This window comes from Pseudomonas sp. NFR16, assembly GCF_900108875.1.
Classification (GTDB): domain Bacteria; phylum Pseudomonadota; class Gammaproteobacteria; order Pseudomonadales; family Pseudomonadaceae; genus Aquipseudomonas.
On the sequence record NZ_FNYJ01000005.1, the window covers coordinates 138,911 to 162,828 of the forward strand.

Consider the following 23,918-nt stretch of genomic DNA (forward strand, 5'->3'; position numbering starts at 1 on the left):
TTCTGAAGCGTCCGATCGACTGGAGTAGCACAGGCCTCACGATCTGCCGGGAGCTTAAATCGCCTTCTCGAAGATCTTCGAATTGCGCTGATAGTTGTACAGCGAGGCCCGCGCGCTGGGCAGGCGATCAACGCTGCTTGGTTCGAAGCCACGCTCGCGGAACCAGTGAGCGGTGCGCGTGGTGAGGACAAACAGGGTCTTGAGGCCCTGAGCCCGCGCGCGCTCCTCAATGCGTTCAAGCAGCTCATCGCCACGCCCGCCGTGGCGGTATTCAGGGTTCACGGCCAGGCACGCGAGTTCGCCCGCTTCAGAATCGGCAATCGGATACAGCGCTGCGCAGGCAATGATCAGCCCTTCACGCTCGACCACACTGAATTGCTCGATCTCGCGCTCAAGCACCTCACGCGAACGGCGCACCAGGATGCCCTGCTCCTCAAGCGGCGTGATCAGGTCGATCAGGCCGCCGACATCACCAATCGACGCCTCGCGCACCAGTTCGAACTGCTCCTGCGCCACCAGCGTACCGCCGCCGGCACGGGTGAACAGCTCGGACAGCAGTGCGCCGTCTTCGGCATAACTGACAATATGGCTGCGCGCCACGCCGCCGCGACAGGCCTGGGCGGCGGCGTCGAGCAGTTCGGCCTGATAATTGTTGCCCAGCCGCTGCAGATGCGCCGGGACTTGCTGCGGACGAAGCTCGCGCACCAGACGTCCCTGCTCGTCCAGCAAGCCTGACTCGGCGCCGAACAGCAGCAGCTTCTCTGCCCCAAGGTCGACAGCCGCACGCGTGGCGACGTCTTCGCAGGCGAGGTTAAAGATTTCACCGGTGGGCGAGTAACCGAGCGGTGACAGCAGCACGATGGAGCGCTCATCGAGCAGACGGTTGATGCCCTTGCGGTCGATCCGGCGCACTTCGCCGGTGTGCTGATAATCGACGCCTTCCAGCACGCCGATGGGCCGGGCGGTGACAAAGTTGCCTCCAGTCACGCGCAGACGCGAGCCTTGCATCGGCGAGGCCGCCATGTCCATCGACAGGCGCGCTTCGATGGCCACGCGCAGCGCGCCGACCGCATCGATCACGCACTCCAGTGTTGCCGCGTCAGTGACGCGCATGTCGCGATGAAAATGCGGCGTCAGCCCGCGTGCAGCCAGGCGGCTTTCAATCTGCGGGCGAGAGCCATGAACCAGCACCAGGCGAACGCCCAGACTGTGCAGCAACACGAGGTCGTGAACGATATTGCCGAAGTTGGGGTGTTCGACACCGTCGCCCGGAAGCATGACGATGAAGGTGCAGTCCCGGTGGGCATTGATGTAAGGAGACGCGTGGCGGAGCCAATTAACGTAATCGGGCATATCCGAAAAAGCCTGTAAGAAGATGGACGAAGGGTGAAACGCTCAAAACGGCGTGAGCTTTATCGTCGGAACAGGCATCGCAACACGCGTACTCTCCTTCTGGTGTGATTCTTAATAATGGCGCCGTCTCACTCGACAGCACTCAATGGGTATTCAGGCAGTAGTGTTCGATCAACTGACGTAGCAGACGCACTGTAGGCTGCAAACGTGACATTTCCAGATACTCGCCGGGCTGGTGCGCACAGGCGATATCTCCCGGCCCCAACACGATGGTTTCGCAACCAAGGCGCTGAAGATAAGGCGCTTCGGTGCCAAATGCCACTGCTTCGGCCGTATGACCCGTGAGACGCTCGGCAACCCGCACCAGTTCCGCGTCAGCGTTTTGCTCGAACGGCGCGACTTCTGAAAACAACGGCGCGTAGTCGATCTGCACCTGATGCAGCTCGGCCAGCGGCTGAAGCTTCAGGCGAATGGCAGCGCGGAGCATCTCGGGATCCATGCCCGGCAGCGGCCGCAGATCGAACTCCAGCGAGCACTGGCCGCAGATTCTGTTCGGGTTGTCGCCTCCGTGGATGCAACCGAAGTTCATGGTCGGTTGGGGCACGCTGAATTGCGGATTCCGGAATGTCTCCTGCCATTCGCGGCGCAACCCCTTGAGCTCGCCGATCGCGTCGTACATCGCTTCGAGCGCGCTGTGGCCCAGGCTCGGATCCGACGAATGGCCGCTTCGCCCGAGGATGTCGATGCGCTCCATCATCACGCCTTTGTGCAAGCGAATCGGCTTGAGCCCGGTCGGCTCGCCAATCACCGCTGCCCGCCCCAGCGGAGCGCCCGCTGCGGCAAGCGCCTTGGCGCCCGACATCGAGCTCTCCTCATCGCAGGTCGCCAGAATGATCAGCGGCTGCTTGAAAGGCTGATCGAGCAATGGCTGCAGCGCCTCGATCGCCAGCGCGAAAAACCCCTTCATGTCGCAACTGCCCAGCCCTACCCAACTGCCGTCCACTTCCGTCAGCTTCAAAGGATCGGTCTTCCACAGGGCGTCGTCATACGGAACAGTGTCGCTGTGACCAGACAGCACAAGGCCGCCAGGACCGGTGCCGTAGGTCGCCACCAGATTGAACTTGCCGAGGCTGACTTGCTGGATGTCACAAGCGAAACCCAGATCGCCGAGCCAGCCGGCAAGCAGATCGATGACCGGACGATTGGATTGATCCAGCGAGGGTTGCGTGCAACTCACCGACGGTGCAGCAATCAACGCTGCGAACTGCTCTTTCATGGACGGTAACGGCATAAGCGACTCCTCGGTGCGGATACGACACGCGGACCATGATAGGGTCATTGGCTTGCAGGAATAAACTGTCACGGTTGATGTCCTGTACACTGCACGACCCACGCAGCTGTGTCGATTCCGGCTGCGCCCAACGTTTATCAGCGATAGAGCGCCTGGATTCCCGGCCATGCAGAAAGAAACCGAAATCAAACTCCGCGTCAGCCGCGAAACCCTCATTGCCCTGCGCGAGCACCCGTTGCTGAAGAAGCGCAATAAAAGTGGCTGGGAGCGGCTTGAGCTGTTCAACCAGTATTTCGACACGCCTGAGCGTGAGCTGGCTCAGGCCAAAGTCGCGCTGCGCCTGCGTCGTGACGGCGACGCCATCATCCAGACGCTGAAAACACGCGGCCAAAGCGTTGCCGGGCTGTCCGAGCGTAACGAATACAACTGGGACGTTCCCAAAGCCAAACTGGACCTGAAGAAACTCGATGGCGATTGCTGGCCCGAGCAATTGGCCGATCTGGACAAGAAGACCATCAAACCTCTGTTCACGACTGACTTTGTCCGCGAAAAGGCGGAGATCGCATGGGGCCGTGGCAAGACCAAGGTCGTGATTGAAGCAGCGCTGGATCTGGGCAACGTCATCGTCGGCAAGCAGAAAGAAGAAATCTGTGAGCTGGAGCTGGAGCTGCGCGAAGGCGAACCCGCTGCCTTGCTCGAACTGGCCGCCGAGCTTGCCGAGAAACTGGCATTGATGCCGTGTGACATCAGCAAGGCAGAACGTGGGTATCGCCTGTTCGACGCCAGCAGTTATTCGATCAAACTGCCGACGCCGGAGCTCCACGCCGAGATGTCGGTGGACGATGCCTACAGCGCCTTGGCGTGGTTCCTCTTGGGCAGCAGCCAGCGTCTGGCGGAACAATACCGCTTCAATGGTCATTGGAGCCTGCTGCAGGAATGGGTCGAGGTGCTCGCCGAGTTGCGCGCATTGACCGGCAGCCTCGGTCAGGCCGCGCCTCGCGCGACGACTCACGACCTGCGCGCAGCCCTTGATGCGCTGCTCGAAGACTGGCGCACGCTGGTTCAGGCCGGTCAGGAAGACAGCGATGTTCGTGCTGCGGCTCATGAGCAGTTTATCGAGGAACTGGAAGACCCACGCTGGGGCCTGTTTTCGTTGACGACATCGCGCTGGTTGATGGAACGCAGCTGGACGGTCGAGCGCAACAACCGGGGTAACCGCCAGGGCCACGCGATGGTCAGCAGCTGGGTTCCGCGCTTCCTGGGTGACGAGGCGACCGCGTTGAATCTGGCGCGCTACCAGCAGCAGCCTGAAGACCTCGCCGAACAACTGCCGCGCATCGAACGCATACAGGTCTGGCTGCATTACGCCCGTCAGGCACTGGATCTGCCCGAGCTAGACCGTCTGTATGGCGAGCTGAACAAGCTGGAGCAACTGGCGCATCTGGATATCAGCGACGAAATCCTCGAAGCCCGCATTCAGCAGACCATCACCGTGCTGCAAAGCCGCGCGTGGAAGACACTGATGAAGTTGTAAGGCCCCTGTCAGCAGGACAGGCCTGATATTTCGGTAGGACCGGCTTTAGCCGGGAAGAGGCCGGTTTGACCACCACTAGTTTTATGGTGGGCCTACCGACGCCTTCCCGGCTAAAGCCGGTCATGCTCGATGTGCGCGACTCCCGACCTCCTAATCGACAGGCTCATCGCCGGCCCTGGTCGATGTGCATGGCTTCCTACCTCACGATCGGCAAGCTCGTTGTCGATTTGATCTCCGACAGGGCCACTGTGGAGTTCACTTCCTGAATCCCCGGCACCAGCGACAGCTTTTCGAAGAAGAATCGCTCATACGCCTCGATGTCCGGCGTGACGATGCGCAGCAGAAAGTCGACTGAGCCCATCAACACGTAACATTCCAGAACCTCCGGAAATCCGCGAATCGCCTCGGTGAACTCGGTGAAGTTCGACCGACCATGAGCGTTGAGTTTGACCTCCGCAAAAATCTGCGTGTTGAGCCCAATCTTCTTGCGATCCAGCAGCGTAACCTGCCGCCGGATCACCCCCTCATCCTTGAGCCGCTGAATCCTGCGCCAGCACGGCGATTGGGACAGCCCGACCTGCTCGGCAATCTGGGCACTGGAAAGCGAGGCGTCTTCCTGCAACAGAGCAAGAATCTTCCGATCGTATGCGTCCAGCTCGATTTGCATAATTTATTCCTGATTATCAACCATTGCGCATCAACAAGTCTTATCAAGCGTAATACAGCCGAAGTTGGATCAGAAATTTCTTTTCTGTCATGTAAAGATTTCTCCCACACCAATCGCTCGCCGCTGCTCCTGCGCAGCCGTCTTGAACCGGAGAGACCAGCATGCCGCATCTTGAAGCCGTCAACTGCCCCCCGCTCCGCCACGACGCCTGGTCCGTCGATAACGCCCTGTGCCTGTCGCGCTACCAGATCCTGGCCGAAGCCGAGCCCGACCTGATCTGCCGAGTGCTGAACCTGTTCGCGATGCAGTACCTGATTCCTCAGCAAGTCAGCGTTCTGCAACAGGAAGACATGTTGATGATCCAAGTGGAGGTCGGCGGGATGACGTGGCATCGCGCGCAAGTGATTGGCGAAAAAATGCGCAACCTGGTCAATGTCTGCTCAGTCGATCTGGAACCGATGGGCGATTTCAACGTCCTAACCGAGCCCGTCTCACTCGCTGTCGGTTGAGCGCGCCGAAAATATTGGCAACGCTTCGCTACCTGCAGGACGCAACAACTGGCACGCTTGGGACTACTCTTGCTTACCGAAGTAAGCCGTATCGTCCAAAGGAGCCCGCATGTCCGTCCTCGCCCCATCCTCCCAGGACCGCTGGCTGGACCTGAACGAACTGCTGCGCGACCTCGTCGCCCAAGGTTATCTGGACCAGGATAACGCCGACTTTGCGTTGAATCTGCGCCGAACCGCGCAGAACGTGCACACTCACCCGCTTGAATTCATCGGCGTCCAGCAATTCGACAATCTCAAGCGGCCGGGCAAGAAGCTCGATCTGGAAACCCTCACCGCCTGGCTCGCCGAACAGGCTGGCCAGCCTTACATGCGCATCGACCCGCTGAAGATCAACGTCGCGGCCGTGACGCCGTTGATGTCTTATGCCTTCGCCCAGCGGCACAAGATTCTGGCCGTCGCCGTTGATCGCGACGCCGTCACCATCGCCAGCGCGCAGCCCTACGTTAATGCGTGGGAAGCAGATCTGACTCACGTCCTGAAGATGCCGATCAAGCGTGTAGTCGCCAATCCGGTGGACGTGCAGAAACTGGCCGTCGAATTCTACCGGCTGGCGAAATCGGTGAGCGGCGCCAGCGCAAGTGATCAAAAAGTAAGCAATCTGGGCAACTTCGAGCAGTTGCTCAAGCTTGGTGCAAGCGATCAGGAGCCTGATGCGAATGACGCGCATATCGTCAATATCGTGGACTGGCTGTTCCAGTACGCTTATCAGCAGCGCGCCAGCGATATCCACATCGAGCCTCGTCGCGAGGCCGGCACCGTGCGGTTTCGCATCGACGGCGTGCTGCACAACGTTTATCAATTTCCGCCACAGGTGACGATGGCCGTCACCAGTCGCCTGAAAAGCCTTGGCCGGATGAACGTGGCCGAGAAGCGCAAGCCGCAGGACGGCCGGGTCAAGACCAAGACGCCCGATGGCGGCGAAGTGGAACTGCGCCTGTCCACGCTGCCGACCGCGTTCGGCGAGAAGATGGTGATGCGGATCTTCGACCCGGAGGTGCTGCTCAAGGACTTCGATCAGTTGGGCTTTTCCGGTGACGACCTGCGACGCTGGGAAGGCATGGTGCATCAGCCAAACGGCATCATTCTGGTAACCGGTCCCACCGGATCCGGCAAGACCACGACGCTGTACACCACGCTGAAAAAGCTGGCGACGTCGGAGGTGAACCTGTGCACCATCGAAGACCCGATTGAAATGGTCGAACCCGCGTTCAATCAGATGCAGGTGCAGCACAACATCGACCTCAACTTCGCCAGCGGCGTGCGCGCGTTGATGCGGCAAGATCCGGATATCATCATGATCGGCGAGATTCGCGACCTGGAGACAGCCGAAATGGCAATTCAGGCCGCACTTACTGGTCACCTTGTGCTGTCGACGCTGCACACCAACGATGCCCCCAGCGCAATCAGTCGTCTGCTGGAACTGGGCGTGCCGCACTATCTGCTCAAAGCGACGATTCTGGGCGTGATGGCGCAGCGTCTGGTGCGTACGTTGTGCCCGCACTGCAAAGCCCCTGTTGACATCAACGAGACCGACTGGCAAACCCTGACGCGGCCCTGGCAAGCGCCGGTGCCCACCGGAGCGCATCGCGCAGTGGGATGTGCGGAATGCCGGGACACCGGTTATCGAGGGCGCGCGGGCGTTTACGAAATCATGCTGATGTCCGACGCGGTGAAATCGCTGATCGCTGCCGATCTGGACCTGACGGCCCTGCGCCGACAAGGTTTCAAGGACGGGATGCGCAGTTTGCGGCTATCGGGCGCGCAGAAGGTCGCGGTCGGGCTCACGACGGTCGAGGAAGTCTTGCGCGTCACGCCGCAAAGCGAACAGCGCTGATCCAGCGTCGATGACCGGTCAGCGCACAACGTCCGCCATCGCATTGTCAGGCACAATTCGTTGCCTGACACGTCGCCATCGCGGACAAGCGCGCTCGCAGCTTACGGGCAGAGTCCGCCGATTAATCGGGCACTCCGAAATCCAGCACAACCTTCATGGCCTGCTGCTTGTCGCCCGCCAGCTCGAAAGCCTGCACGGCTTCGCCGAACGCAAGGGTGTGGGAAATCACCGGGGTCACGTCGATCAGTTTGCGGTTGAGCAGATCGACCGCCTGAGCGAACTCGGCATGAAAGCGGAAAGTGCCCCGCACATCGATCTCTTTGCCCACGACCAGATTCAATGGAATGGAAACATCGCCTCCCAAACCCACTGTGACGATAACGCCTCGCGGACGAACGCAGGTCAGGCCGTCGCGCAACGCCTGGGCGCTGCCGGAGGCCTCGAACATCACATCGAAATGGCCTTTCTCGGCGCTGTAGCGCGCCAGTGCCTGGGGCTCGTCGCGCAGATTATGCGTCTCGCTGGCGCCCATCCGTCGGGCGCATTCCAAAGCGCTGTCGCTCAGATCCGCCGCGACGATCTGCGACGCACCCGCTGCCTGCAAGCTGCCAATCAGCAGATTGCCGATCGGACCGCACCCGGTCACCAGCACCCGCTTGCCGAATACGCCGCCCGCTCGCTGAATCGCGTGCAGACCCACCGATAACGGCTCAGCCAGCGCGCCTTCGGCCAGGGTCGTCGTCGGCGCGAGCAGGTGAGCCTGGCTGGCTTCGATCACGAGGCTCTCGCGAAAAGCGCCCTGAATGTGCGGAAACGGCATGGCGCTGCCGTAAAACCGCATGTTCAGGCAATGATTCGGCATCCCCTCGTGACAGTATTTGCAACCCCCGCAAGGTCGCGAAGGCGAAACGGAAATCCGCTGCCCTGCCGTGAAGCGCTCCAGTGCGCTGCCGGTTTCTTCGATGACCGCCGAGATTTCATGGCCGAGCACCATCGGCTCCTTCAGGCGTACCGCACCGAAACCGCCATGCTGATAGTAATGCAGATCCGAACCGCAGATCCCGCCTCGGGCCACGCGCACGCGCAACTGACCGGGAGCGAGCGGCAACGCGTCACCCGCATCTTCAATGCGAAGGTCCTTGGGGGCGTGGCAAACAATGGCTTGCATGAAGTATCTCCGGTTTACAGCGACGCCGTGATAGCGCCGTCGACGTAAAGAATGTGGCCGTTGACGAAGCTCGAGGCGTCGGACGACAGGAAAACCGCCGCTCCCGCGAGTTCAGACACCTCGCCCCAGCGGCGACTGGGCGTGCGCTGGACGAGCCAGTCGCTGAATTCAGGGTTGGCAACCAGGGCCGCGTTCAGTTCAGTCTTGAAATAGCCCGGGCCGATTCCGTTGACGTTCAAGCCAGCCGGCCCCCAATCGATGGCCATGCCCTTGGTCAGCATCTTCAACGCGCCCTTGCTCGCAGCGTAGGGCGCAATGCCGGGCCGGCCCAGTTCACTCTGCACCGAACAGATATTGATGATGCGCCCGCGGCCACGTGGAATCATGCAGCGTGCGACGGCCTGCCCCACAAGAAATGCGCTGTCCAGATTGGTCCGCATCAACTCGCGCCAGTCGGTTTCAGCGTACTGCTCCAGCGGTCCGCGCCGCTGCATGCCGGCGTTGTTCACCAAAATATCCAGCGGACCGACTCGGCTCTCGATGTCCAGTATCGCGGCGCTGACGGCTGCACTGTCGGTGACATCGAAGCATTGCGAGTGGACGTCGTGGCCTTCACCCGCCAATGCGGCTGTCGCTGATTGCAACGTGTCCGCATTGCGCCCGTTGAGCACCACGGTTGCGCCCGCCTCGGCCAGTCCGCGTGCTATAGCGAGACCGATTCCGGCACTTGAGCCGGTGATCAGCGCGACCCTCGCGTCCAGTCGAAATCTCTCCAGAACAGCCATGTGATTACCCCTTTTCATGCGGCTATGGGTTGGATCATCTGTTGTGATGAGGCGGATGACGACGCATCATCGGACGGATCAACTTCAGCTCAGGCAGCGGGCGTCGTCCAATGCTCATTACTGATAGCCTGATCATCGATTTTGATGACCGAACGAGCGGATATGGAACTCAAGCATTTACGGGCATTCGTCACGCTGGCTGAAGAGCTGCATTTCGGACGGGCTGCGCAGCGGCTGGCCATCGTCCAACCGGCATTGAGCATGCAAATCAAAGCGCTCGAAAGCTGGCTTGGCGTGCGGCTGCTGGATCGCAATCGTCATTCGGTGTCGCTGACAGAAGTCGGTCAGCTGTTTCTCGAAGAGGCGCGAGTGACGCTGCATCAGGCACAGCATTGCGCTGACGTGGCGCGAGGGCTTGGCCGAGGAGAGTCAGGGCGAGTCCGGCTGGGTTTTGTATCGTCGGTCCTGCCGCAACTGTTGCCCACGCTGATCCGCGCGGCACATCAGCGGTTTCCCGGCATCGCACTGGAGCTCAAGGACATGCCGGGCCCGGATCAGATTCATGCCCTGAAAAACGGCCAGCTGGACTTTGGCCTATTGCGCCTCCCCGCGCCACACGCGGGCGTCCAGACGCGCGTGGTGCTGCAAGAATCGATCGTCGTGGCGCTGCCCCGCGACCACCCACTGCTTGACCATCAGGTCATCGACGTCGACGCGCTCGCGCAATGGCCGGTGCTGGTGTTGGCGCGTCGCTACGCGGCGGGCTTTCACGATGGCGTGATGCGGGCGATCGCCGAACAGGGCAGTCGGCTGGAAGTTGCTGACGAACTGGGCGAATTCACCACCATGCTGGCGCTGGTCTCGGCGGGACTGGGGATTGGCTTGCTGCCTCATCTCGCCGCCAGCGCCCTGCCCCCGAATGTCGTATCGCGGCCACTGCGACTGGGGAATTATCGAGCAGCGACAGGCCTGGCGTGGACGTCACTCGACACCGCTGTGAAGAGCACGGTCTTCGAGCTCATGCGCGAGCTATTCTTCATCCACGGCCAGGCGGATTCCGTCGCCGTCTGATCATGCGCCACTGAAGCGGCTCAAGGGTCAACTGCGCTGGAGGCGCCGGTGATGTGATTTGATACACGAAACATTCGCGCGGCGAATTCCGGGCGGCTTATGGTGCAGCACACCATTCACGCAGCAGCAATCAACAGGGACAGGTCATGCAAATCGGTATTGTGGTTTTTCTGTTCGTGGGGCTGGCTCTCGCCATCGTCTACATGGGCGTCAAGGTCGTGCCGCAAGGGTATCAATGGACGGTCGAACGGTTCGGACGGTACACCAACACGCTCAAGCCCGGTCTGAACATCATCGTGCCGGTCGTGGACCGCATCGGGCGCAAGATCAACATGATGGAGACCGTGCTGGACATCCCGCCGCAGGAAGTCATCACCTCGGACAACGCCACGGTGCAGATCGACGCCGTGTGCTTCTATCAAGTGGTCAACTGCGCGCAAGCGGCCTATGAGGTCAACAACCTGCAGCATGCGATTCGCAATCTGCTTCAAACCAACATCCGCACCGTGCTGGGCTCGATGGAACTGGACGCCATGCTCAGTCAACGCGACGGGATCAACGAACGCTTGTTGCGTATCGTCGATGAAGCGACGGCGCCCTGGGGCATCAAGATCACCCGCATCGAGATCAAGGACATCAGCCCGCCTGCCGATCTGATGGCAGCGATGTCGGGCCAGATGAAAGCCGAGCGCATCAAACGCGCGCAGATTCTCGAAGCAGAAGGCCTACGGGCTTCGGCCATTCTGACTGCCGAAGGCAAGAAGCAGGCACAGATCCTGGAAGCCGAAGGCGAACGTCAGGCGGCGTTCCTCGAGTCTGAGGCACGGGAGCGGCAGGCCGAGGCCGAGGCTCGGGCGACGCAAGTGGTCTCCGAAGCAATTGCCGCCGGCGACGTACAGGCCATCAATTATTTCGTCGCGCAGAAGTACATCGATGCGCTGGGCAAACTGTCTTCAGCCAATAACAGCAAGGTGATCCTGATGCCGCTGGAAGCCAGCCAGATGATCGGCGCGATTGGCGGGATCGGCGAAATCGTCAAGGCCACCTTCGACACGCCCAGGCCCGAAACCGGAAAGCGAGTCTGACCATGTGGGCATATCTTCACGGTCTGTCGTTCTGGGACTGGCTCGGACTAGGCACCGTGCTGTTGATTCTGGAAGTATTCGGCGCAGGCGGTTACCTGCTGTGGATCGGCGTGGCCGCCGCCGGCGTCGGCATTCTCACGTATGTGTTTCAGGACATGGGTTGGGAGCTGCAGTTTCTGCTGTTCGCCGTGCTGTCGGTGCTGACCGCGCTGTACTGGTGGCGGCGCCAGCGCAACGTGCTGCGCCAGTCGGATCAGCCGGGACTGAACCTGCGCGGCTCGGAACTGATCGGCCGGACCTTCGTGGTGCACGACGCGATTGTCAGCGGACGCGGCAAAATCAAGGTCGGCGATGGTGTCTGGATGGTCGCCGGGCCTGATGCTCCGGCAGGCGCGCACGTGCGCGTGGTCTCGCAGGACGGCGTTATTTTGAAGGTCGAAGCGGCGTGAGTCACCGGGCCACGGAACTACCTCGCAGGAGGACGTATCAAATCGTGTCAGAACAACCCAAAAGTCGGAGTACCCCGTCATGCGTCTAAAACTTGCTGTAGCCACGTTAGCTCTGCTTTCCCTGCCTGTCGGTTCAGCAATGGCTGACGGCTTCCTGCGCGACGTCATCTCTTCCGGTGCGACCACCGGCTCTACCTACCTCACCTTTCGGCATCACAAACTGATCGTTGCCGCTCAGGATGACGCAGGCAGCTTCGTCGCCAGCAACGGCGCCATTCGTGGCCCGTACCTGGAAGCAGCCATGGATCAAGTACGCAAAGACAACCCTGGCCTGAATGCTTCGGACATGGATCTGGCCAACGCGATTCTGGCAAAGAACCTCGTCGCCGAGCAGTGATCCCGTCAAGCGCGAACTCGTTTGCTCGCCACACCAGGATCATCGTTTCATAAAAAATGCCGCCCTCAGGGGCGGCATTTTTGTTTCAGCCATCATCGCCTATCGGCACGCGGCGCATTGGCTTATTCGCCGATGGCGGCCTTGTAACCGGCAGCGTCCAGCAGCTTGGCCAGGTCGGCGTCAGCATTGCTTGGCTTGACCTTGAAAATCCACGACTGGTAAGGCGTGTCGTTGAGCTCTTCCGGCGATTCGCCCAAGCGTTCGTTGACTTCAACCACTTCGCCGGCGACTGGAGAATAAATGTCGGAGGCGGCTTTTACAGATTCCACAACGCCAGCAGCATCGCCAGCCGCGAAAACCTTACCGATCTCCGGCAGCTCTACGAATACCACGTCGCCCAGCGCTTCCTGCGCGTGATCGGAAATACCGACAACGATCAGGCCACCTTCTTTTTTGGCCCACTCATGGCTTTCGGCAAAACGCAGTTCGGCGGGAATATCACTCATGTTTTTATCCTCTCTACATCATCAGGTCAGCGGAGAACCCGCCAGGGGTTGCTTTGAACGGTTATTAAATCAGGGCCTTGCCATGGCGCACGAACGTTGGCTGAACCACACGAACCGGGTACCACTTGCCGCGAATCTCCACCTCGGCACGGTCGGCGGTCGCCATCGGGACACGCGCCAAGGCAATCGACTTGCTTAGCGTAGGAGAGAAACTACCACTGGTGATCTCTCCTTCGCCAACTTCCGCTATTCGGACAACCTGATGCGCGCGCAGAACACCTCGTTCTTCGAGCACCAAACCCACAAGCCGTGAGGCGACGCCGCTGGCTTTTTCGGACTCGAGCGCGGTACGGCCGATGAAGTCACGGTCTTCGGGCTGCCAGGCGATGGTCCAGGCCATGTTGGAAATCAGCGGCGACACCTGTTCGTCGATTTCCCGACCGTACAGATTCATACCGGCCTCCAGACGCAGCGTGTCACGCGCGCCCAGGCCGATCGGCGAAATACCGGCGCCAACCATGTCGTTGAAAAAACTGCAGGCATGCTCGGCAGGCAGGATAATTTCCAGGCCGTCTTCGCCGGTGTACCCCGTGCGCGCGATGAACCAGTCGCCTTCTTGCTGACCTTCGAACGGTCGCAGGGTGTGGATCAGTTCAGCACGGGACTGGTTGACCAGTTCGGCAATCTTCTGCCGGGCGTTGGGGCCCTGGATCGCCAGCATCGCCAATTCGGATCGGTGCGTCAGATGCACGTCGAAACCGTCGAGATGAGCCTTCATCCACGCCAAGTCCTTAGCGCCGGTAGCGGCGTTGACCACCAGCCGGTAACCCGCGTCGGTCAGGTAGACGATCATGTCGTCGACGATACCGCCCCGGGTGTCGAGCATCGCGCTGTAGAGCGCGCGCCCTGTGTGCTGCAGTCTGCCGACGTCGTTGGCCAGCAGGTGCTGCAACCAGGCTTTGGCCTGGCTGCCGGACACGTCGACGACGTGCATGTGCGACACGTCGAAAATCCCACAGTCCCGGCGCACCTGATGGTGCTCCTCAACCTGCGAGCCGTAGTGCAACGGCATATCCCAACCACCAAAATCGACCAGCTTCGCGCCCAGCGCGAGGTGCAGGTCAAAGAGGGGCGTACGCTGTCCCATGGGTTTCTCCTTCCGGGCTTGGCGAAGACGCAGTCAGACACGACATCGGCAAATCCCCCGTGACTTGGGGTCTCATACCTCTGCTAATTTGCGGAATTATCTGACAGACCACGTCGATTGCGGCGCATTGTAGCCGCAAGGTAGTGACCCCGCACCTAGCCGATCGGTCTTGCCGAACGTCTGATCAAGCCAATCACCGGGAGTAAACCGACAAGCACCAGTGTCAGGGCCGGCAATGCGGCGCGGGCCCACTCGCCTTCACTGGTCATTTCAAAAATGCGCACGGCCAGCGTGTCCCAGCCAAACGGGCGCATCAGCAGGGTGGCAGGCATTTCCTTGAGCACATCGACGAACACCAGAAGCGCCGCACTCAGCGTGCCTGGAACCAGTAGCGGCAGATAAATCCTGAAAAACAATCGCGGGCCGCTGACGCCCATGCTGCGTGCCGCCTCGGGTAACGACGGCCGGATGCGGGAGAGGCTGCTTTCGAGCGGGCCATACGCGACTGCAATGAAACGCACCAGATAGGCCAGCACCAGCGCCGCCAGGCTGCCGAGCAACAATGGCCTGCCTGCTCCGCCCGTCCACTGGGACAGCGGGACGACCACCTCTCGGTCGAGGTAACTGAACGCCAGCATGATGGACACAGCGAGTACCGATCCCGGGAGTGCGTAGCCGATATTGGCCAGACTTACCCCCGAGCGTATGGCCCGGGTGGGCGCCAGACGCCGGGCGAATACCAGAATCATGGCGACGCCGACGGTCACCAGCGCCGCGATCCCGCCCAGATAAAGCGTATGCACAATGAGTCCGCTATAACGCTCATCCAGGTCGAAGCGGCCACGCTGCCAGACCCAGACGATCAGTTGCAGCAAAGGCACCACAAATGCGCAGGCGAACACCAGACCACACCCTGTGCTCGCCGCGATCGCCTTGATGCCGTGCAGGTGATACAGCGCCTTGACGCGCGGGCGCTCGTTGACTGGCCGACTTGCACCTCGCGCCCGATGTTCGCCGTACAGCACGAGCATCACCGCCAGCAGCAGCAAGCTCGCGAGTTGAGCCGCGCTCGACAGGCTGAAGAAGCCGTACCAGGTCTTGTAGATCGCCGTGGTGAAGGTATCGAAATTGAACACCGACACGGCGCCGAAATCCGCGAGGGTTTCCATCAGCGCCAGCGCAACCCCGGCGCCGATCGCAGGCCTCGCCATGGGCAACGCAACACGCCAGAACGCCTGCCACGGCGATTGACCCAGTACGCGCGCTGCTTCCATCAGGCCTTTGCCTTGTGCCAGAAACGCCGTGCGCGCCAACAGGTAAACGTAAGGGTAAAAGACCAGCACCAGCACGATGATCACGCCACCGGTGGAACGCACACGCGGCAGGCGAATTCCGCTGCCAAACCATTCACGCATCAGGGTTTGCACGGGGCCGGCAAAGTCGAGCAGCCCGACGAAAACGAATGCCAGCACATAGGCCGGAATCGCGAACGGCAGCATCAACGCCCAGTCCAGCCAGCGCCGCCCCGGAAACTCACACAACGCAGTCAGCCAGGCCAGGCTCACACCCAGCAGCGTCACGCCAAGCCCGACCCCGACGACCAGTGTCAGCGTGTTGCCCAACAACCGCGACATCTGGGTTGCCCACAAATGCGACCAGATTTCGTGGTCGATGGTCTGCCAGGAGAACAGCAGCACGCTCAGAGGCAGCAGCACCAGTGCAGCAATGGTGAAGACCAACGGATACCAGCGACGCTGGGCGGGATGGGCCAAGGGGAGAATCTCGATTTGGCTTGGTTACGAACCTGTAGGAGTGAGCTTGCTCGCGATTGGGTCATGTCAATCAATGCAGTTGGCACTGAACGAAAGCAATCGCGAGCAAGCTCACTCCTACCGTTGGGTAGCGTACGGAGTCAGTTCCAGCCCACACGATCCATCATTCGAATCGCTTCGGCCTGACGCCGTCCGGCGACTTCCACGGGAATGGTGTCGGCTTTGAACGCGCCCCAGCTGGCCACTTCCTCGGAAGGCGCCACTTTAGGGTTGGCCGGGAATTCCTGGTTGGTGCCAGCGAAAATCGCCTGTGCTTCCGGCCAAGTCATCCACTCGACGAGCGCTTTGGCCGCCTCCGCATGCGGCGCGTATTTGGTGAGGCCGATGCCTGAAAGGTTGACGTGCACGCCTCGATCCGACTGATTCGGCCAGAACAGACGCACAGCCAGATCCGGGTTCTGTTTGTGCAGGCGGCCGTAGTAATACGTGTTGACGATACCGACGTCGCACTGACCGGCGTTGATCGCCTCAAGCACCGCTATGTCGTCAGAGAACACATCGGTGGAAAGGTTATTGACCCAACCTTTGAGGATCTTTTCCGATGCCTCGGCGCCGTGGGTTTCGATCAGCGTCGCGGTCAGCGATTGGTTGTAGACCTTCTTCGCTGTGCGCAGGCACAAACGCCCTTCCCACTGCTTGTCCGCCAGCGCTTCATACGTCGTCAGCTCTTCAGGCTTCACGCGGTCGGTCGAGTACGCAATGGTACGAGCGCGCAGGCTCAGGCCAGTCCAGCTGTGGGTGGAAGATCGGTATTGCGTCGGGATATTTGCGTCGATGACAGGCGAGGTGAAGGGCTGCAGGATGCCCATTTGTTCCGCTTGCCAGAGGTTGCCCGCGTCGACGGTCAGCAGCAGATCGGCCGTCGCGTTCTGCCCCTCGGCCTTGATGCGCTGCATCAGCGGCGCTTCCTTGTCGGTGATGAATTTCACGTTCACGCCGGTCTTGGCGGTGTAAGCATCGAACACCGGTTTAATCAGCTCGTCGATGCGAGAGGAATACACCACGATGTCGTCCGCGGCCTGAGCGGTTCCGCCGAGCACGGTCAGTACCAGGGCAGCCAGAATACGCTTGCTCGCCAGCATGCGGGGCCTCGTCTTTGAGAAATGAGGCGAAATGGTAGTGAATCGCATCAACGAAGTCCGGACCTAGCCGTTACCAGATGTTACGAAACGCGCTGTTCTCGCCAAATGCCCTGCAATGCATCTCTGATGGAACGAGCTTGCTCTCCGATTTTTCAGTGCTTCCGCCATCGCCAGTGCCGCAACCCATTCAGATCCGGGCCAACGCTGGCAAGTCCCCGCTCAACCCCAACGCCTGGCGCACGAACATCGCCTTGGCTTCTGCAGACTGATCGACGAGTTTCAGGCCCGTGTTGCGCAGCCAGCGCACAGGCAAGGCGTCGGCCTGGAACAGCCGCTCGAAGCCCTCCATCGCCGCCATCAATGCCAGGTTGTGCGGCATGCGTCGACGTTCATAGCGACTCAGCACGCGCTCGTCAGCCAGCCGCTCACCCCGCCCAGCTGCGGCATGCAGCACTTCGGCGAGCACTGCGGCGTCGAGGAAACCCAGGTTGACGCCCTGTCCCGCCAGTGGGTGAATGGTGTGCGCCGCATCGCCAATCAGCGCCAGGCCTTCAGCGACATAGCGCTTGGCGTGCCGCTGACGCAGGGGAACACACAGGCGCGGGTCGGCTGAAATGAGGTGCCCAAGGCATCCCTCGAACGCCTGCTCCAGTTCACGACAAAAAGCCTCGTCGTCCAGCTTCATCAAGCGCTCTGACTCGTCGGGCGTCACCGACCAGACAATCGAACACCAATGTTCGCCCTCGCGCTCGAGTGGCAAAAAGGCCAGCGGGCCGTCATCGGTGAAGCGTTGCCACGCGGTTTTTCGGTGGGAATCAGCCGTGCGTACGCTGGTGACAATAGCGTGATGCATGTAGTCCCATTCGCGCGTTGCAGTACCGGTCATGCGTCGTACCGTCGAGTTCGCACCATCGGCAGCGATCACCAGGGGCGCGCGCAAGGTGCGACCGTCCGCCAGCGTCAGCAGCCAGTCGTCGCCGGAACGACGCATTTGCTCCAGCCGCGCATTCGCAAGCAGGCCGATATCGCTGTCATGCAGGCGCTCGATCAGGGCGTCCTGCACGACACGGTTTTCGACAATGTGCCCCAGCACGTCGGCGTGCACGCTGGAGGCGGAGAAGTGCACATTGCCTGTGCCGCTTCCGTCCCAGACGTGCATGTCGGCATAAGGGCTGACGCGGCGCGAGACAATGCCTTCCCACACGTTCAATCGCTCGAGAATCCGCTGACTGGCAGCAGACAATGCACTGACACGCGGTTCGAAAGCGGCGTTGTCATCGAAGGGCTTCACGGTCAGCGGGCCGCCGTCCACCACGAGGATGTTCAATCCGCTGTTTTGCAGCGCCAGCGCAAGTGCGCTACCGACCATTCCGGCCCCGACAATCAGCAGATCTGCGCGCGTTTCCATGCTTTAAATCGTTCTCGCGTTGGGCAAGTGCCACGTATGGATGAAGGGCTCAGACATCGGCTCGCGTTCCCAGGCCCATGGCTTGGCGAGCAAACCAGCTCTTGGCGGAAGGCAACAGGTCCAGACCGAGAAGCCCCAGATTGCGACCCGCGGTGATTACAGGCTGCTGGCTGCCGAACAGGCGTGTGACCTGGTCGGAGAAGCCGACAGTCAGCTTTTGATCCAGACGCTGGCGCTCGCGGTAGTTCTGCAAAGTCGCCAGATTACCCGGCGTCGCATCGCTGGCCAGCAGCGCCTCGGCGAGGGAAGCAGCGTCGCGCAGGGAGAGATTGAAGCCCTGTCCGGCAATTGGATGAAGGCTGTGTGCGGCGTTGCCCAGAACCACCAGATGCGAGCGCACCTGCTCCTCAGCCTCGATCAGCGAGAGCGGATAAGCATGGCGCACGCCCACCTGTTTCAGCGCGCCCAACCGGTAGCCGAACACGCCCTGCAATTCGTTGAGAAAACTACGATCATCCAGCGCCATCAGCCGCTGCACGTCGTTACCGGTGCGGGTCCAGACCAGCGCGCAGCGGTTTTCCGGCAGCGGCAGCAACGCCATCGGGCCTTCCTCAGTGAAGCGTTCGAACGCCTGACCGCAGTGGGCTTCGCCCGGCGTGATATTGGCAATCAACGCGCTCTGGTCATAAGGCGTGGTCCGAACGCCGATACCCAGCTGTTCGCGCAGGCTGGAACGACCGCCGTCGGCAAGCACTGCCAAATCGCAGTCCACCTGGGTTTCATCGCTGAGCGTGAGGCGATAACCGTCGGCCAGCGCCTGCATCTGTTTCACCTCGGCCGGCACGCGCCAACTGATCACATCACTGTCCAGGCCCTGCCAGAGGCACTGGCCCAGCCAGGCGTTCTCGACGACGTAACCCAGCGCCGGCACGCCTTCCTGCATCGACGATAGACGAGCCGCGCCGAATCGACCCTTGTCGGACACCTGGATCTGAAGAATAGGCTCGGCCCGGCGGCTGATCTGCTGCCATAAGCCGAGACGCTCGTAAATCTGCCGAGCCCCGAACGACAGCGCCGAAGAACGGGCGTCATAGCTGGGCTGGTACGTGTCGCCGGGAGCGAACGGTTCGATCATCACGATCTTCCAGCCTCGCTCTTTCGCCCCGGCCTGGAGGGCCAGAGCGAGACTGGCGCCAACCAGGCCACCGCCGACAATTGCCAGATTGAAACGGCTCATGCGGCTTGAGTTCGGGCTGCGGCCATGAGGGCCTCGATTTCGGCGACGGTCTTGGGTACGTCGCCTGTCAGGATTTCACAACCTTTTTTGGTCACCACGACATCGTCCTCGATTCGTACGCCGATTCCACGCCATTTCTTAGCGACGCTTTGATTGTCCGGCGACACATAAATCCCGGGCTCGACCGTCAGCGCCATGCCAACCTCAAGCACTCGCCATTCGCCGCCGACTTTGTACTCGCCGACATCATGCACATCCATGCCCAGCCAGTGCCCGGCCCTGTGCATGTAAAAAGCTTTGTACGCTTCGGCGGCGATCAGTTCATCGACCTCGCCCTGCAGCAACCCCAATTCCACCAGCCCGGCGGTGATCACCTGCACCGTTGCCTCATGCGCCTGGTTCCAGTGATTACCGGGCCTGATCGCCGCAAAAGCAGCTTCCTGAGACTTGAGAACCAGCTCGTAGATCGCTTTCTGTTCAGCGGAAAACGTGCCGCTCACCGGGAAGGTCCGCGTGATGTCGCTGGCGTAACAGTCGATTTCACAGCCGGCGTCGATCAACACCAGATCCCCGTCTTTGAGTGCTGCGTCGTTCTCTTGATAGTGCAGGATGCAGGCATTGCGACCGGAAGCGACGATCGAACCATAGGCGGGCATCTTCGCGCCGCCCTTGCGAAACTCGTAATCCAGTTCGGCTTCCAGACTGAACTCATACAAGCCGGCGCGACTCGCCTGCATGGCGCGCACATGTGCTCGCGCCGATATCTGCGCCGCTTCGCGCATGACCTTCACTTCCGCCGCCGATTTATACAGGCGCATGTCATGCAGCAGGTGATCCAGCGCAACGAATTCCTTCGGCGGCTGAGCGCCCAGATGCGCCTTGGAGCGGATGACGTTGATCCACTCCATCACATGGCGGTCGAATTCGGGATTGCTGCCCATCGACGAGTACACACGATCCCGGCCCTCGATCAGGCCCGGCAGAATGTCGTCGATGTCCGTGATCGGAAAGGCATCGTCGGCGCCGAAGTCACGGATCGCGCCGTCCTGGCCGGCTCGCAGGCCATCCCACAACTCACGCTCGGGATTGCGTTCACGGCAAAACAACACGTACTCGCCATATTCCCGGCCCGGGATCAGCACGATCACTGCCTCAGGTTCGGGAAAGCCGCTCAAGTACTGGAAATCGCTGTCCTGGCGGTACACATGTTCGACATCACGATTACGAATAGCCACTGCAGCTGCTGGCAGAATAGCAATGCTGTTGGGCTCCATCTGTTCCATCAGCGCCTTGCGACGACGGGCGTATTCGGCTTTCGGGATGCGGATCATGGGCAACTGCGGTCCTCCGGGTGGGCTATCCGGCCGGAGGCGCTGGCGAGCGACGCCGACCGGCTGGTAACGAGTGCGATCAATGCAAAGAAGGCTTCGCTTCAGGGACCGCTTTCTTGTTGAACTCGGTGAACAGCAACAAGGGGGCAACGCGCAGGTACTCCATGACTTCCATGTAGTCGCTTTCGCCGTCCTCGGACTCTTCCAGCGCGTCCTGAACCTGTGCGATGGCTGCCAGATCCTGAAGCACTTCGGAGGCCTCGGCGCTGAGCGAGTTATTGCCGCCTGCCAGTCCGAAGCCGGCAAGGAAGCCCTGACACCATTCACCCAGCGCCGCAGCGCGGGTGGTCAGCGGCTCATCGTCGCCGGGCAACAGCAGCACGACCGTCATGTCATCGCTGGTCAACTCGCCTTTGACCATCTCTTGCAGGCCAATCAGCGCCTGGCGCACGTTATCCTCAGGCTCCTTCTCCAGCAGCATGGACGCGTCCGCGAACCAGCCTTCTGCGTCGAAGCCTGCACCCGCGCAACTGCGGCCCAGCAACAGGCCGTGCAGCTCGGCAGGAGAGACAGGGTGGCCACTGCTTTTGAGCAGAGTGGCGAATGCGTTGTACGGGGAATTCTGATTAGGCATGGGCAACTAGGCGCCAAGCGGCGCAATGTCTAGAATGAAGGCCTTGTATCGTAGCACCGGCAGACGCGCCCAAGCTATCCGGCGATATTCCAAGGCGGTCCAGACGCCAGCTCCTGCACCACTCATCTGAAAGTAATCAGTGGAAAACAATGGAAGACAACGACCTGCAAGCGCTGATGGCTCGACTGGAGTTATTGATCAATCGTGTCGAGCAACTAAAAAGTCAAAACGGACTCCTATTAGCTCAGGAAAAAACCTGGCGCGAGGAACGCGCTCATCTCATTGAAAAAAACGAAATCGCCCGGCAGAAGGTCGAGTCCATGATTTCGCGCCTCAAGGCCCTGGAGCAAGACTCATGAGTAATGGCAACAGCATCACCGTGCAAATCCTCGACAAAGAATATTCGATCATCTGCCCACAAGAGGAGCGCACCAATCTGGTCAGCGCTGCGCGTTATCTGGACGGCAAAATGCGCGAAATTCGCAGCAGCGGCAAAGTCATCGGTGCCGACCGAATTGCAGTGATGGCTGCACTGAACATCACCCACGATCTCTTGCACAAGCAGGAATTGCCTGAAGCGCAGACCAGCGGCTCGACCCGCGAGCAGGTGCGCGACCTTCTGGACCGTGTGGATCTGGTCCTTGCCACGGATGAGCCAAAAGCACAAGGCTGATTGTTCCGACATGATTCGGTATACTTGCGACCGCTCCCTGGAGTGCTTGCCAGTCGGTCATGTCCCTGAGCCGATACGCACAACCACGGGGGTTGCACGTTGGGGTTGGTGTGCATGTCCGCTCGACGGAAAGCCTTAAAGCCTCCTGCAATCTCCACCTTGAACTTTCGGGTTCAAGGGCTACACCGACAGCGGTTCGTCGGGGAGTCTCGAATCTTCTACCCAACGCCAGACGCCATGTCTGGCGGTGGGATCGTGAATCGGCCCTGATTCACCCCTCGCCCTTAAATGTCTCACGGACCCGCCTGCATGACTTCTTCTGGCGCCGACTCCCTGACCGATGTTTCCAGCCTTACCCGCCCTCAACTGCGACGCCAATTACGCAAGGCTCGTCGTGCATTGACGCGCTCACAACAGCGACAGGCGGCTGAAGGCTTGTATCGTCAGCTTGCGCAAAACCCGCTTTTTCGTCGCGCACGGCATGTTTCTCTTTATCTTCCGATGGACGGCGAGATAGACCCGCAGCTGCTGCTGCGTGAAGCTCAACGCCGTGGCAAAGCGACTTATCTGCCAGTGCTCAGCGCATGGCCACGGACCAAGATGGTCTTTCAGCGCGTGCGTCGTGGCGAGAAGCTGCGACCCAATCGCTTCCGGATTCCGGAGCCGCACATCAATCCCCGACAGCAGCGCAAAATCTGGGCGCTGGATCTGATTCTGATGCCGCTGGTGGGGTTCGATGATCAGGGCGGCAGACTCGGAATGGGCGGCGGCTTCTACGATCGCAGCCTGGCCTATCAGGGCCGACGCAAGGCCTGGCAGAAACCGGTGTTACTCGGTCTGGCTCATGAATGTCAGAAGGTCGCAAGACTGGCCGTCGCCAGTTGGGATGTGCCGCTGCAGGGAACGGTGTCGGACAAGCGCTGGTACATGGCCTGATCCAGATTTTGATTTTGCAGGCGCGCGCCAGCCCTCGAAACATCGCTCGGGCAGCATACGTGCGGCAAACGCGCGGGCCCCATCGCGGGCAAGCGCGCTCCTACAAGAAAGGAATGCCTGAGAGAACTAGCGGCGGGACTGTTGCTGCTGTTGCTGAGTGACTTCAACCGGCGCATCCGCCTTCGCGGCCCACAGACTCTGCGCGTAACCGGTGGTGACAATACCCAAGCCGAACAAAATAGCCAAAATCCATAGTAAATCCGGCTTGCGTTGCATTGATTGCTCCCCTTTAGCGAATCAAAAACTCGACGTTCGCGACGTTTTGAGTGGGCCGCGTAACGGTGTAGCCCTTAAAATCCCGGCATTCTCCGACAACGTGACGCAACACGCAAATACTGGCGTCAACCGACCGTCGGGTTGTCATAAAAGCGTAGGACAAACTGTCCAGACCCCATTCAGGAGCCACAAAAATGGCCTATTGGCTGATGAAATCCGAGCCCGATGAGCTCTCGATTACCGGTTTGCAAAAACTTGGCCAGACCCGCTGGGACGGCGTCCGCAACTATCAGGCACGTAATTTTTTGCGCGCGATGGCAGTGGGTGATGAGTTCTTTTTCTATCATTCAAGCTGCCCGGAGCCAGGCATCGCCGGCATCGGCAAAATCATCCAGGCCGCGTATCCGGATCCCACCGCACTTGATGACAAGAGCCACTACTTCGACGCCAAAGCATCTCAGGAAAAGAATCCCTGGAGCGCCATCGACGTGGCTTTCGTCGAAACCTTTCCACGCGTTCTCAGCCTCGGTTTTCTGAAACAACAGACCGCGCTCGAACAGTTGCCGCTGGTGCAAAAAGGCAGTCGGCTATCAGTCATGCCAGTGACGGCCGATCAATGGGCCGCAGTGCTGGCATTGCGCTGAGGGGCCTGA

At 60.5% G+C, this 23,918-nt stretch carries 25 protein-coding genes and 1 other RNA gene; 12 read left to right on the forward strand and 14 right to left on the reverse strand.

Features of this window, described 5'->3' with window-relative positions:
* Positions 1–54: 54 nt before the first annotated feature.
* Entirely contained in the window at positions 55–1,353 is a 1,299-nt protein-coding gene (gene argA / locus BMZ10_RS19250; protein WP_093465901.1) for an amino-acid N-acetyltransferase, read from the reverse strand.
* 142 nt (positions 1,354–1,495) lie between these two features.
* A complete protein-coding gene (argE, locus tag BMZ10_RS19255) occupies positions 1,496–2,644 on the reverse strand; it encodes an acetylornithine deacetylase (RefSeq protein WP_093465904.1) in 1,149 nt (382 codons plus the stop codon).
* Positions 2,645–2,810: 166 nt separating this feature from the next.
* Here argE and BMZ10_RS19260 point away from each other — a divergent pair, with 166 nt between their 5' ends.
* A complete protein-coding gene (locus tag BMZ10_RS19260) occupies positions 2,811–4,178 on the forward strand; it encodes a CYTH domain-containing protein (protein WP_093465907.1) in 1,368 nt (455 codons plus the stop codon).
* Between the two features lie 196 nt (positions 4,179–4,374).
* Here the strand turns inward: BMZ10_RS19260 and BMZ10_RS19265 are convergent, their stop codons facing one another.
* The gene (locus tag BMZ10_RS19265; protein ID WP_093465910.1) at positions 4,375–4,845 is read right to left on the reverse strand and encodes an Lrp/AsnC family transcriptional regulator; all 471 of its coding nucleotides are present in this window, start codon (positions 4,843–4,845) and stop codon (positions 4,375–4,377) included.
* A 161-nt stretch (positions 4,846–5,006) separates the two neighbouring features.
* Between BMZ10_RS19265 and BMZ10_RS19270 the strand changes: the two genes are divergently transcribed.
* Positions 5,007–5,354: a hypothetical protein gene (locus tag BMZ10_RS19270; protein WP_093465913.1), complete on the forward strand. Its 348-nt coding sequence runs from the start codon at positions 5,007–5,009 to the stop codon at positions 5,352–5,354.
* 109 nt (positions 5,355–5,463) lie between these two features.
* A complete protein-coding gene (locus BMZ10_RS19275; RefSeq protein ID WP_093465916.1) occupies positions 5,464–7,248 on the forward strand; it encodes a type IV pilus assembly ATPase TfpB in 1,785 nt (594 codons plus the stop codon).
* A 121-nt stretch (positions 7,249–7,369) separates the two neighbouring features.
* On the opposite strand, the gene BMZ10_RS19280 is transcribed toward BMZ10_RS19275, so the two are convergent.
* Both BMZ10_RS19280 and BMZ10_RS19285 read right to left on the reverse strand, forming a co-directional pair.
* The gene (locus BMZ10_RS19280; protein WP_093465920.1) at positions 7,370–8,416 is read right to left on the reverse strand and encodes an L-idonate 5-dehydrogenase; all 1,047 of its coding nucleotides are present in this window, start codon (positions 8,414–8,416) and stop codon (positions 7,370–7,372) included.
* Between the two features lie 14 nt (positions 8,417–8,430).
* Positions 8,431–9,201 carry a glucose 1-dehydrogenase gene (locus BMZ10_RS19285; RefSeq protein ID WP_093465923.1) on the reverse strand — a complete coding sequence of 257 codons (771 nt, stop codon included), beginning with the start codon at positions 9,199–9,201 and terminating at the stop codon, positions 8,431–8,433.
* 162 nt (positions 9,202–9,363) lie between these two features.
* Here BMZ10_RS19285 and BMZ10_RS19290 point away from each other — a divergent pair, with 162 nt between their 5' ends.
* The 4 genes from BMZ10_RS19290 to BMZ10_RS19305 all read left to right on the forward strand — a co-directional run bounded on the left by BMZ10_RS19290 (position 9,364) and on the right by BMZ10_RS19305 (position 12,203).
* Positions 9,364–10,272, forward strand: coding sequence for a LysR substrate-binding domain-containing protein (locus tag BMZ10_RS19290; RefSeq protein ID WP_093465925.1), 909 nt, complete (start codon positions 9,364–9,366; stop codon positions 10,270–10,272).
* A 146-nt stretch (positions 10,273–10,418) separates the two neighbouring features.
* On the forward strand, positions 10,419–11,357 hold the full coding sequence (locus BMZ10_RS19295) for an SPFH domain-containing protein (RefSeq protein WP_093465927.1): 939 nt from the start codon (positions 10,419–10,421) through the stop codon (positions 11,355–11,357).
* A 2-nt stretch (positions 11,358–11,359) separates the two neighbouring features.
* On the forward strand, positions 11,360–11,806 hold the full coding sequence (locus BMZ10_RS19300; RefSeq protein WP_093465929.1) for an NfeD family protein: 447 nt from the start codon (positions 11,360–11,362) through the stop codon (positions 11,804–11,806).
* 79 nt (positions 11,807–11,885) lie between these two features.
* On the forward strand, positions 11,886–12,203 hold the full coding sequence (locus BMZ10_RS19305; RefSeq protein ID WP_074754503.1) for a DUF2388 domain-containing protein: 318 nt from the start codon (positions 11,886–11,888) through the stop codon (positions 12,201–12,203).
* A gap of 122 nt (positions 12,204–12,325) precedes the next feature.
* Here the strand turns inward: BMZ10_RS19305 and gcvH are convergent, their stop codons facing one another.
* From gcvH to BMZ10_RS19345, 8 genes are all read right to left on the reverse strand, one after another.
* Positions 12,326–12,709, reverse strand: a complete 384-nt coding sequence (gcvH, locus tag BMZ10_RS19310) for a glycine cleavage system protein GcvH (RefSeq protein ID WP_093465931.1) — start codon at positions 12,707–12,709, stop codon at positions 12,326–12,328.
* Between the two features lie 64 nt (positions 12,710–12,773).
* Entirely contained in the window at positions 12,774–13,856 is a 1,083-nt protein-coding gene (gene gcvT, locus BMZ10_RS19315) for a glycine cleavage system aminomethyltransferase GcvT (RefSeq protein WP_093465933.1), read from the reverse strand.
* 155 nt (positions 13,857–14,011) lie between these two features.
* Positions 14,012–15,628, reverse strand: a complete 1,617-nt coding sequence (locus BMZ10_RS19320; RefSeq protein ID WP_093465935.1) for an ABC transporter permease — start codon at positions 15,626–15,628, stop codon at positions 14,012–14,014.
* 140 nt (positions 15,629–15,768) lie between these two features.
* Positions 15,769–16,770, reverse strand: a complete 1,002-nt coding sequence (locus BMZ10_RS19325; protein WP_093465937.1) for an extracellular solute-binding protein — start codon at positions 16,768–16,770, stop codon at positions 15,769–15,771.
* Between the two features lie 187 nt (positions 16,771–16,957).
* A complete protein-coding gene (locus tag BMZ10_RS19330; protein WP_093465939.1) occupies positions 16,958–18,178 on the reverse strand; it encodes a 2-octaprenyl-3-methyl-6-methoxy-1,4-benzoquinol hydroxylase in 1,221 nt (406 codons plus the stop codon).
* Between the two features lie 49 nt (positions 18,179–18,227).
* Positions 18,228–19,415, reverse strand: a complete 1,188-nt coding sequence (ubiH, locus tag BMZ10_RS19335) for a 2-octaprenyl-6-methoxyphenyl hydroxylase (protein ID WP_093465941.1) — start codon at positions 19,413–19,415, stop codon at positions 18,228–18,230.
* On the reverse strand, positions 19,412–20,746 hold the full coding sequence (pepP, locus tag BMZ10_RS19340) for a Xaa-Pro aminopeptidase (RefSeq protein WP_093465943.1): 1,335 nt from the start codon (positions 20,744–20,746) through the stop codon (positions 19,412–19,414). The genes ubiH and pepP overlap by 4 nt, the downstream gene beginning before the upstream one ends.
* 79 nt (positions 20,747–20,825) lie before the next feature.
* Positions 20,826–21,380 (reverse strand): YecA/YgfB family protein, encoded by a 555-nt coding sequence (locus BMZ10_RS19345; protein WP_093465945.1) that lies wholly within the window; start codon positions 21,378–21,380, stop codon positions 20,826–20,828.
* 149 nt (positions 21,381–21,529) lie between these two features.
* Between BMZ10_RS19345 and BMZ10_RS19350 the strand changes: the two genes are divergently transcribed.
* The 4 genes from BMZ10_RS19350 (at position 21,530) to BMZ10_RS19365 (ending at position 22,989) form a co-directional block, all read left to right on the forward strand.
* Entirely contained in the window at positions 21,530–21,739 is a 210-nt protein-coding gene (locus BMZ10_RS19350) for a TIGR02449 family protein (protein ID WP_062379587.1), read from the forward strand.
* Entirely contained in the window at positions 21,736–22,053 is a 318-nt protein-coding gene (locus tag BMZ10_RS19355) for a cell division protein ZapA (protein WP_093465947.1), read from the forward strand. The genes BMZ10_RS19350 and BMZ10_RS19355 overlap by 4 nt, the downstream gene beginning before the upstream one ends.
* Positions 22,054–22,084: 31 nt before the next feature.
* Positions 22,085–22,263, forward strand: a non-coding RNA gene (ssrS, locus tag BMZ10_RS19360) — 6S RNA.
* Positions 22,264–22,362: 99 nt separating this feature from the next.
* Positions 22,363–22,989 (forward strand): 5-formyltetrahydrofolate cyclo-ligase, encoded by a 627-nt coding sequence (locus tag BMZ10_RS19365; RefSeq protein ID WP_093465949.1) that lies wholly within the window; start codon positions 22,363–22,365, stop codon positions 22,987–22,989.
* Between the two features lie 126 nt (positions 22,990–23,115).
* On the opposite strand, the gene BMZ10_RS19370 is transcribed toward BMZ10_RS19365, so the two are convergent.
* The gene (locus tag BMZ10_RS19370) at positions 23,116–23,265 is read right to left on the reverse strand and encodes a hypothetical protein (protein ID WP_093465951.1); all 150 of its coding nucleotides are present in this window, start codon (positions 23,263–23,265) and stop codon (positions 23,116–23,118) included.
* 194 nt (positions 23,266–23,459) lie between these two features.
* Between BMZ10_RS19370 and BMZ10_RS19375 the strand changes: the two genes are divergently transcribed.
* Positions 23,460–23,909, forward strand: coding sequence for an EVE domain-containing protein (locus BMZ10_RS19375; protein WP_093465953.1), 450 nt, complete (start codon positions 23,460–23,462; stop codon positions 23,907–23,909).
* Positions 23,910–23,918: the final 9 nt, after the last annotated feature.

What these genes read in the sequence shown, in the direction of transcription:
- argA (WP_093465901.1), bottom strand. Translation starts at nt 1,353, where the DNA reads ATGCCCGATTACGTTAATTGGCTCCGCCACGCGTCTCCTTACATCAAT.
- gcvH (WP_093465931.1), bottom strand. Translation starts at nt 12,709, where the DNA reads ATGAGTGATATTCCCGCCGAACTGCGTTTTGCCGAAAGCCATGAGTGG.
- BMZ10_RS19275 (WP_093465916.1), top strand. Translation starts at nt 5,464, where the DNA reads ATGTCCGTCCTCGCCCCATCCTCCCAGGACCGCTGGCTGGACCTGAAC.
- BMZ10_RS19345 (WP_093465945.1), bottom strand. Translation starts at nt 21,380, where the DNA reads ATGCCTAATCAGAATTCCCCGTACAACGCATTCGCCACTCTGCTCAAA.
- BMZ10_RS19375 (WP_093465953.1), top strand. Translation starts at nt 23,460, where the DNA reads ATGGCCTATTGGCTGATGAAATCCGAGCCCGATGAGCTCTCGATTACC.
- BMZ10_RS19305 (WP_074754503.1), top strand. Translation starts at nt 11,886, where the DNA reads ATGCGTCTAAAACTTGCTGTAGCCACGTTAGCTCTGCTTTCCCTGCCT.
- BMZ10_RS19290 (WP_093465925.1), top strand. Translation starts at nt 9,364, where the DNA reads ATGGAACTCAAGCATTTACGGGCATTCGTCACGCTGGCTGAAGAGCTG.
- argE (WP_093465904.1), bottom strand. Translation starts at nt 2,644, where the DNA reads ATGCCGTTACCGTCCATGAAAGAGCAGTTCGCAGCGTTGATTGCTGCA.
- BMZ10_RS19265 (WP_093465910.1), bottom strand. Translation starts at nt 4,845, where the DNA reads ATGCAAATCGAGCTGGACGCATACGATCGGAAGATTCTTGCTCTGTTG.
- BMZ10_RS19260 (WP_093465907.1), top strand. Translation starts at nt 2,811, where the DNA reads ATGCAGAAAGAAACCGAAATCAAACTCCGCGTCAGCCGCGAAACCCTC.
- BMZ10_RS19350 (WP_062379587.1), top strand. Translation starts at nt 21,530, where the DNA reads ATGGAAGACAACGACCTGCAAGCGCTGATGGCTCGACTGGAGTTATTG.
- gcvT (WP_093465933.1), bottom strand. Translation starts at nt 13,856, where the DNA reads ATGGGACAGCGTACGCCCCTCTTTGACCTGCACCTCGCGCTGGGCGCG.
- BMZ10_RS19330 (WP_093465939.1), bottom strand. Translation starts at nt 18,178, where the DNA reads ATGGAAACGCGCGCAGATCTGCTGATTGTCGGGGCCGGAATGGTCGGT.
- BMZ10_RS19370 (WP_093465951.1), bottom strand. Translation starts at nt 23,265, where the DNA reads ATGCAACGCAAGCCGGATTTACTATGGATTTTGGCTATTTTGTTCGGC.
- BMZ10_RS19365 (WP_093465949.1), top strand. Translation starts at nt 22,363, where the DNA reads ATGACTTCTTCTGGCGCCGACTCCCTGACCGATGTTTCCAGCCTTACC.
- BMZ10_RS19325 (WP_093465937.1), bottom strand. Translation starts at nt 16,770, where the DNA reads ATGCTGGCGAGCAAGCGTATTCTGGCTGCCCTGGTACTGACCGTGCTC.
- BMZ10_RS19280 (WP_093465920.1), bottom strand. Translation starts at nt 8,416, where the DNA reads ATGCAAGCCATTGTTTGCCACGCCCCCAAGGACCTTCGCATTGAAGAT.
- BMZ10_RS19300 (WP_093465929.1), top strand. Translation starts at nt 11,360, where the DNA reads ATGTGGGCATATCTTCACGGTCTGTCGTTCTGGGACTGGCTCGGACTA.
- BMZ10_RS19270 (WP_093465913.1), top strand. Translation starts at nt 5,007, where the DNA reads ATGCCGCATCTTGAAGCCGTCAACTGCCCCCCGCTCCGCCACGACGCC.
- BMZ10_RS19295 (WP_093465927.1), top strand. Translation starts at nt 10,419, where the DNA reads ATGCAAATCGGTATTGTGGTTTTTCTGTTCGTGGGGCTGGCTCTCGCC.
- pepP (WP_093465943.1), bottom strand. Translation starts at nt 20,746, where the DNA reads ATGATCCGCATCCCGAAAGCCGAATACGCCCGTCGTCGCAAGGCGCTG.
- BMZ10_RS19285 (WP_093465923.1), bottom strand. Translation starts at nt 9,201, where the DNA reads ATGGCTGTTCTGGAGAGATTTCGACTGGACGCGAGGGTCGCGCTGATC.
- ubiH (WP_093465941.1), bottom strand. Translation starts at nt 19,415, where the DNA reads ATGAGCCGTTTCAATCTGGCAATTGTCGGCGGTGGCCTGGTTGGCGCC.
- BMZ10_RS19355 (WP_093465947.1), top strand. Translation starts at nt 21,736, where the DNA reads ATGAGTAATGGCAACAGCATCACCGTGCAAATCCTCGACAAAGAATAT.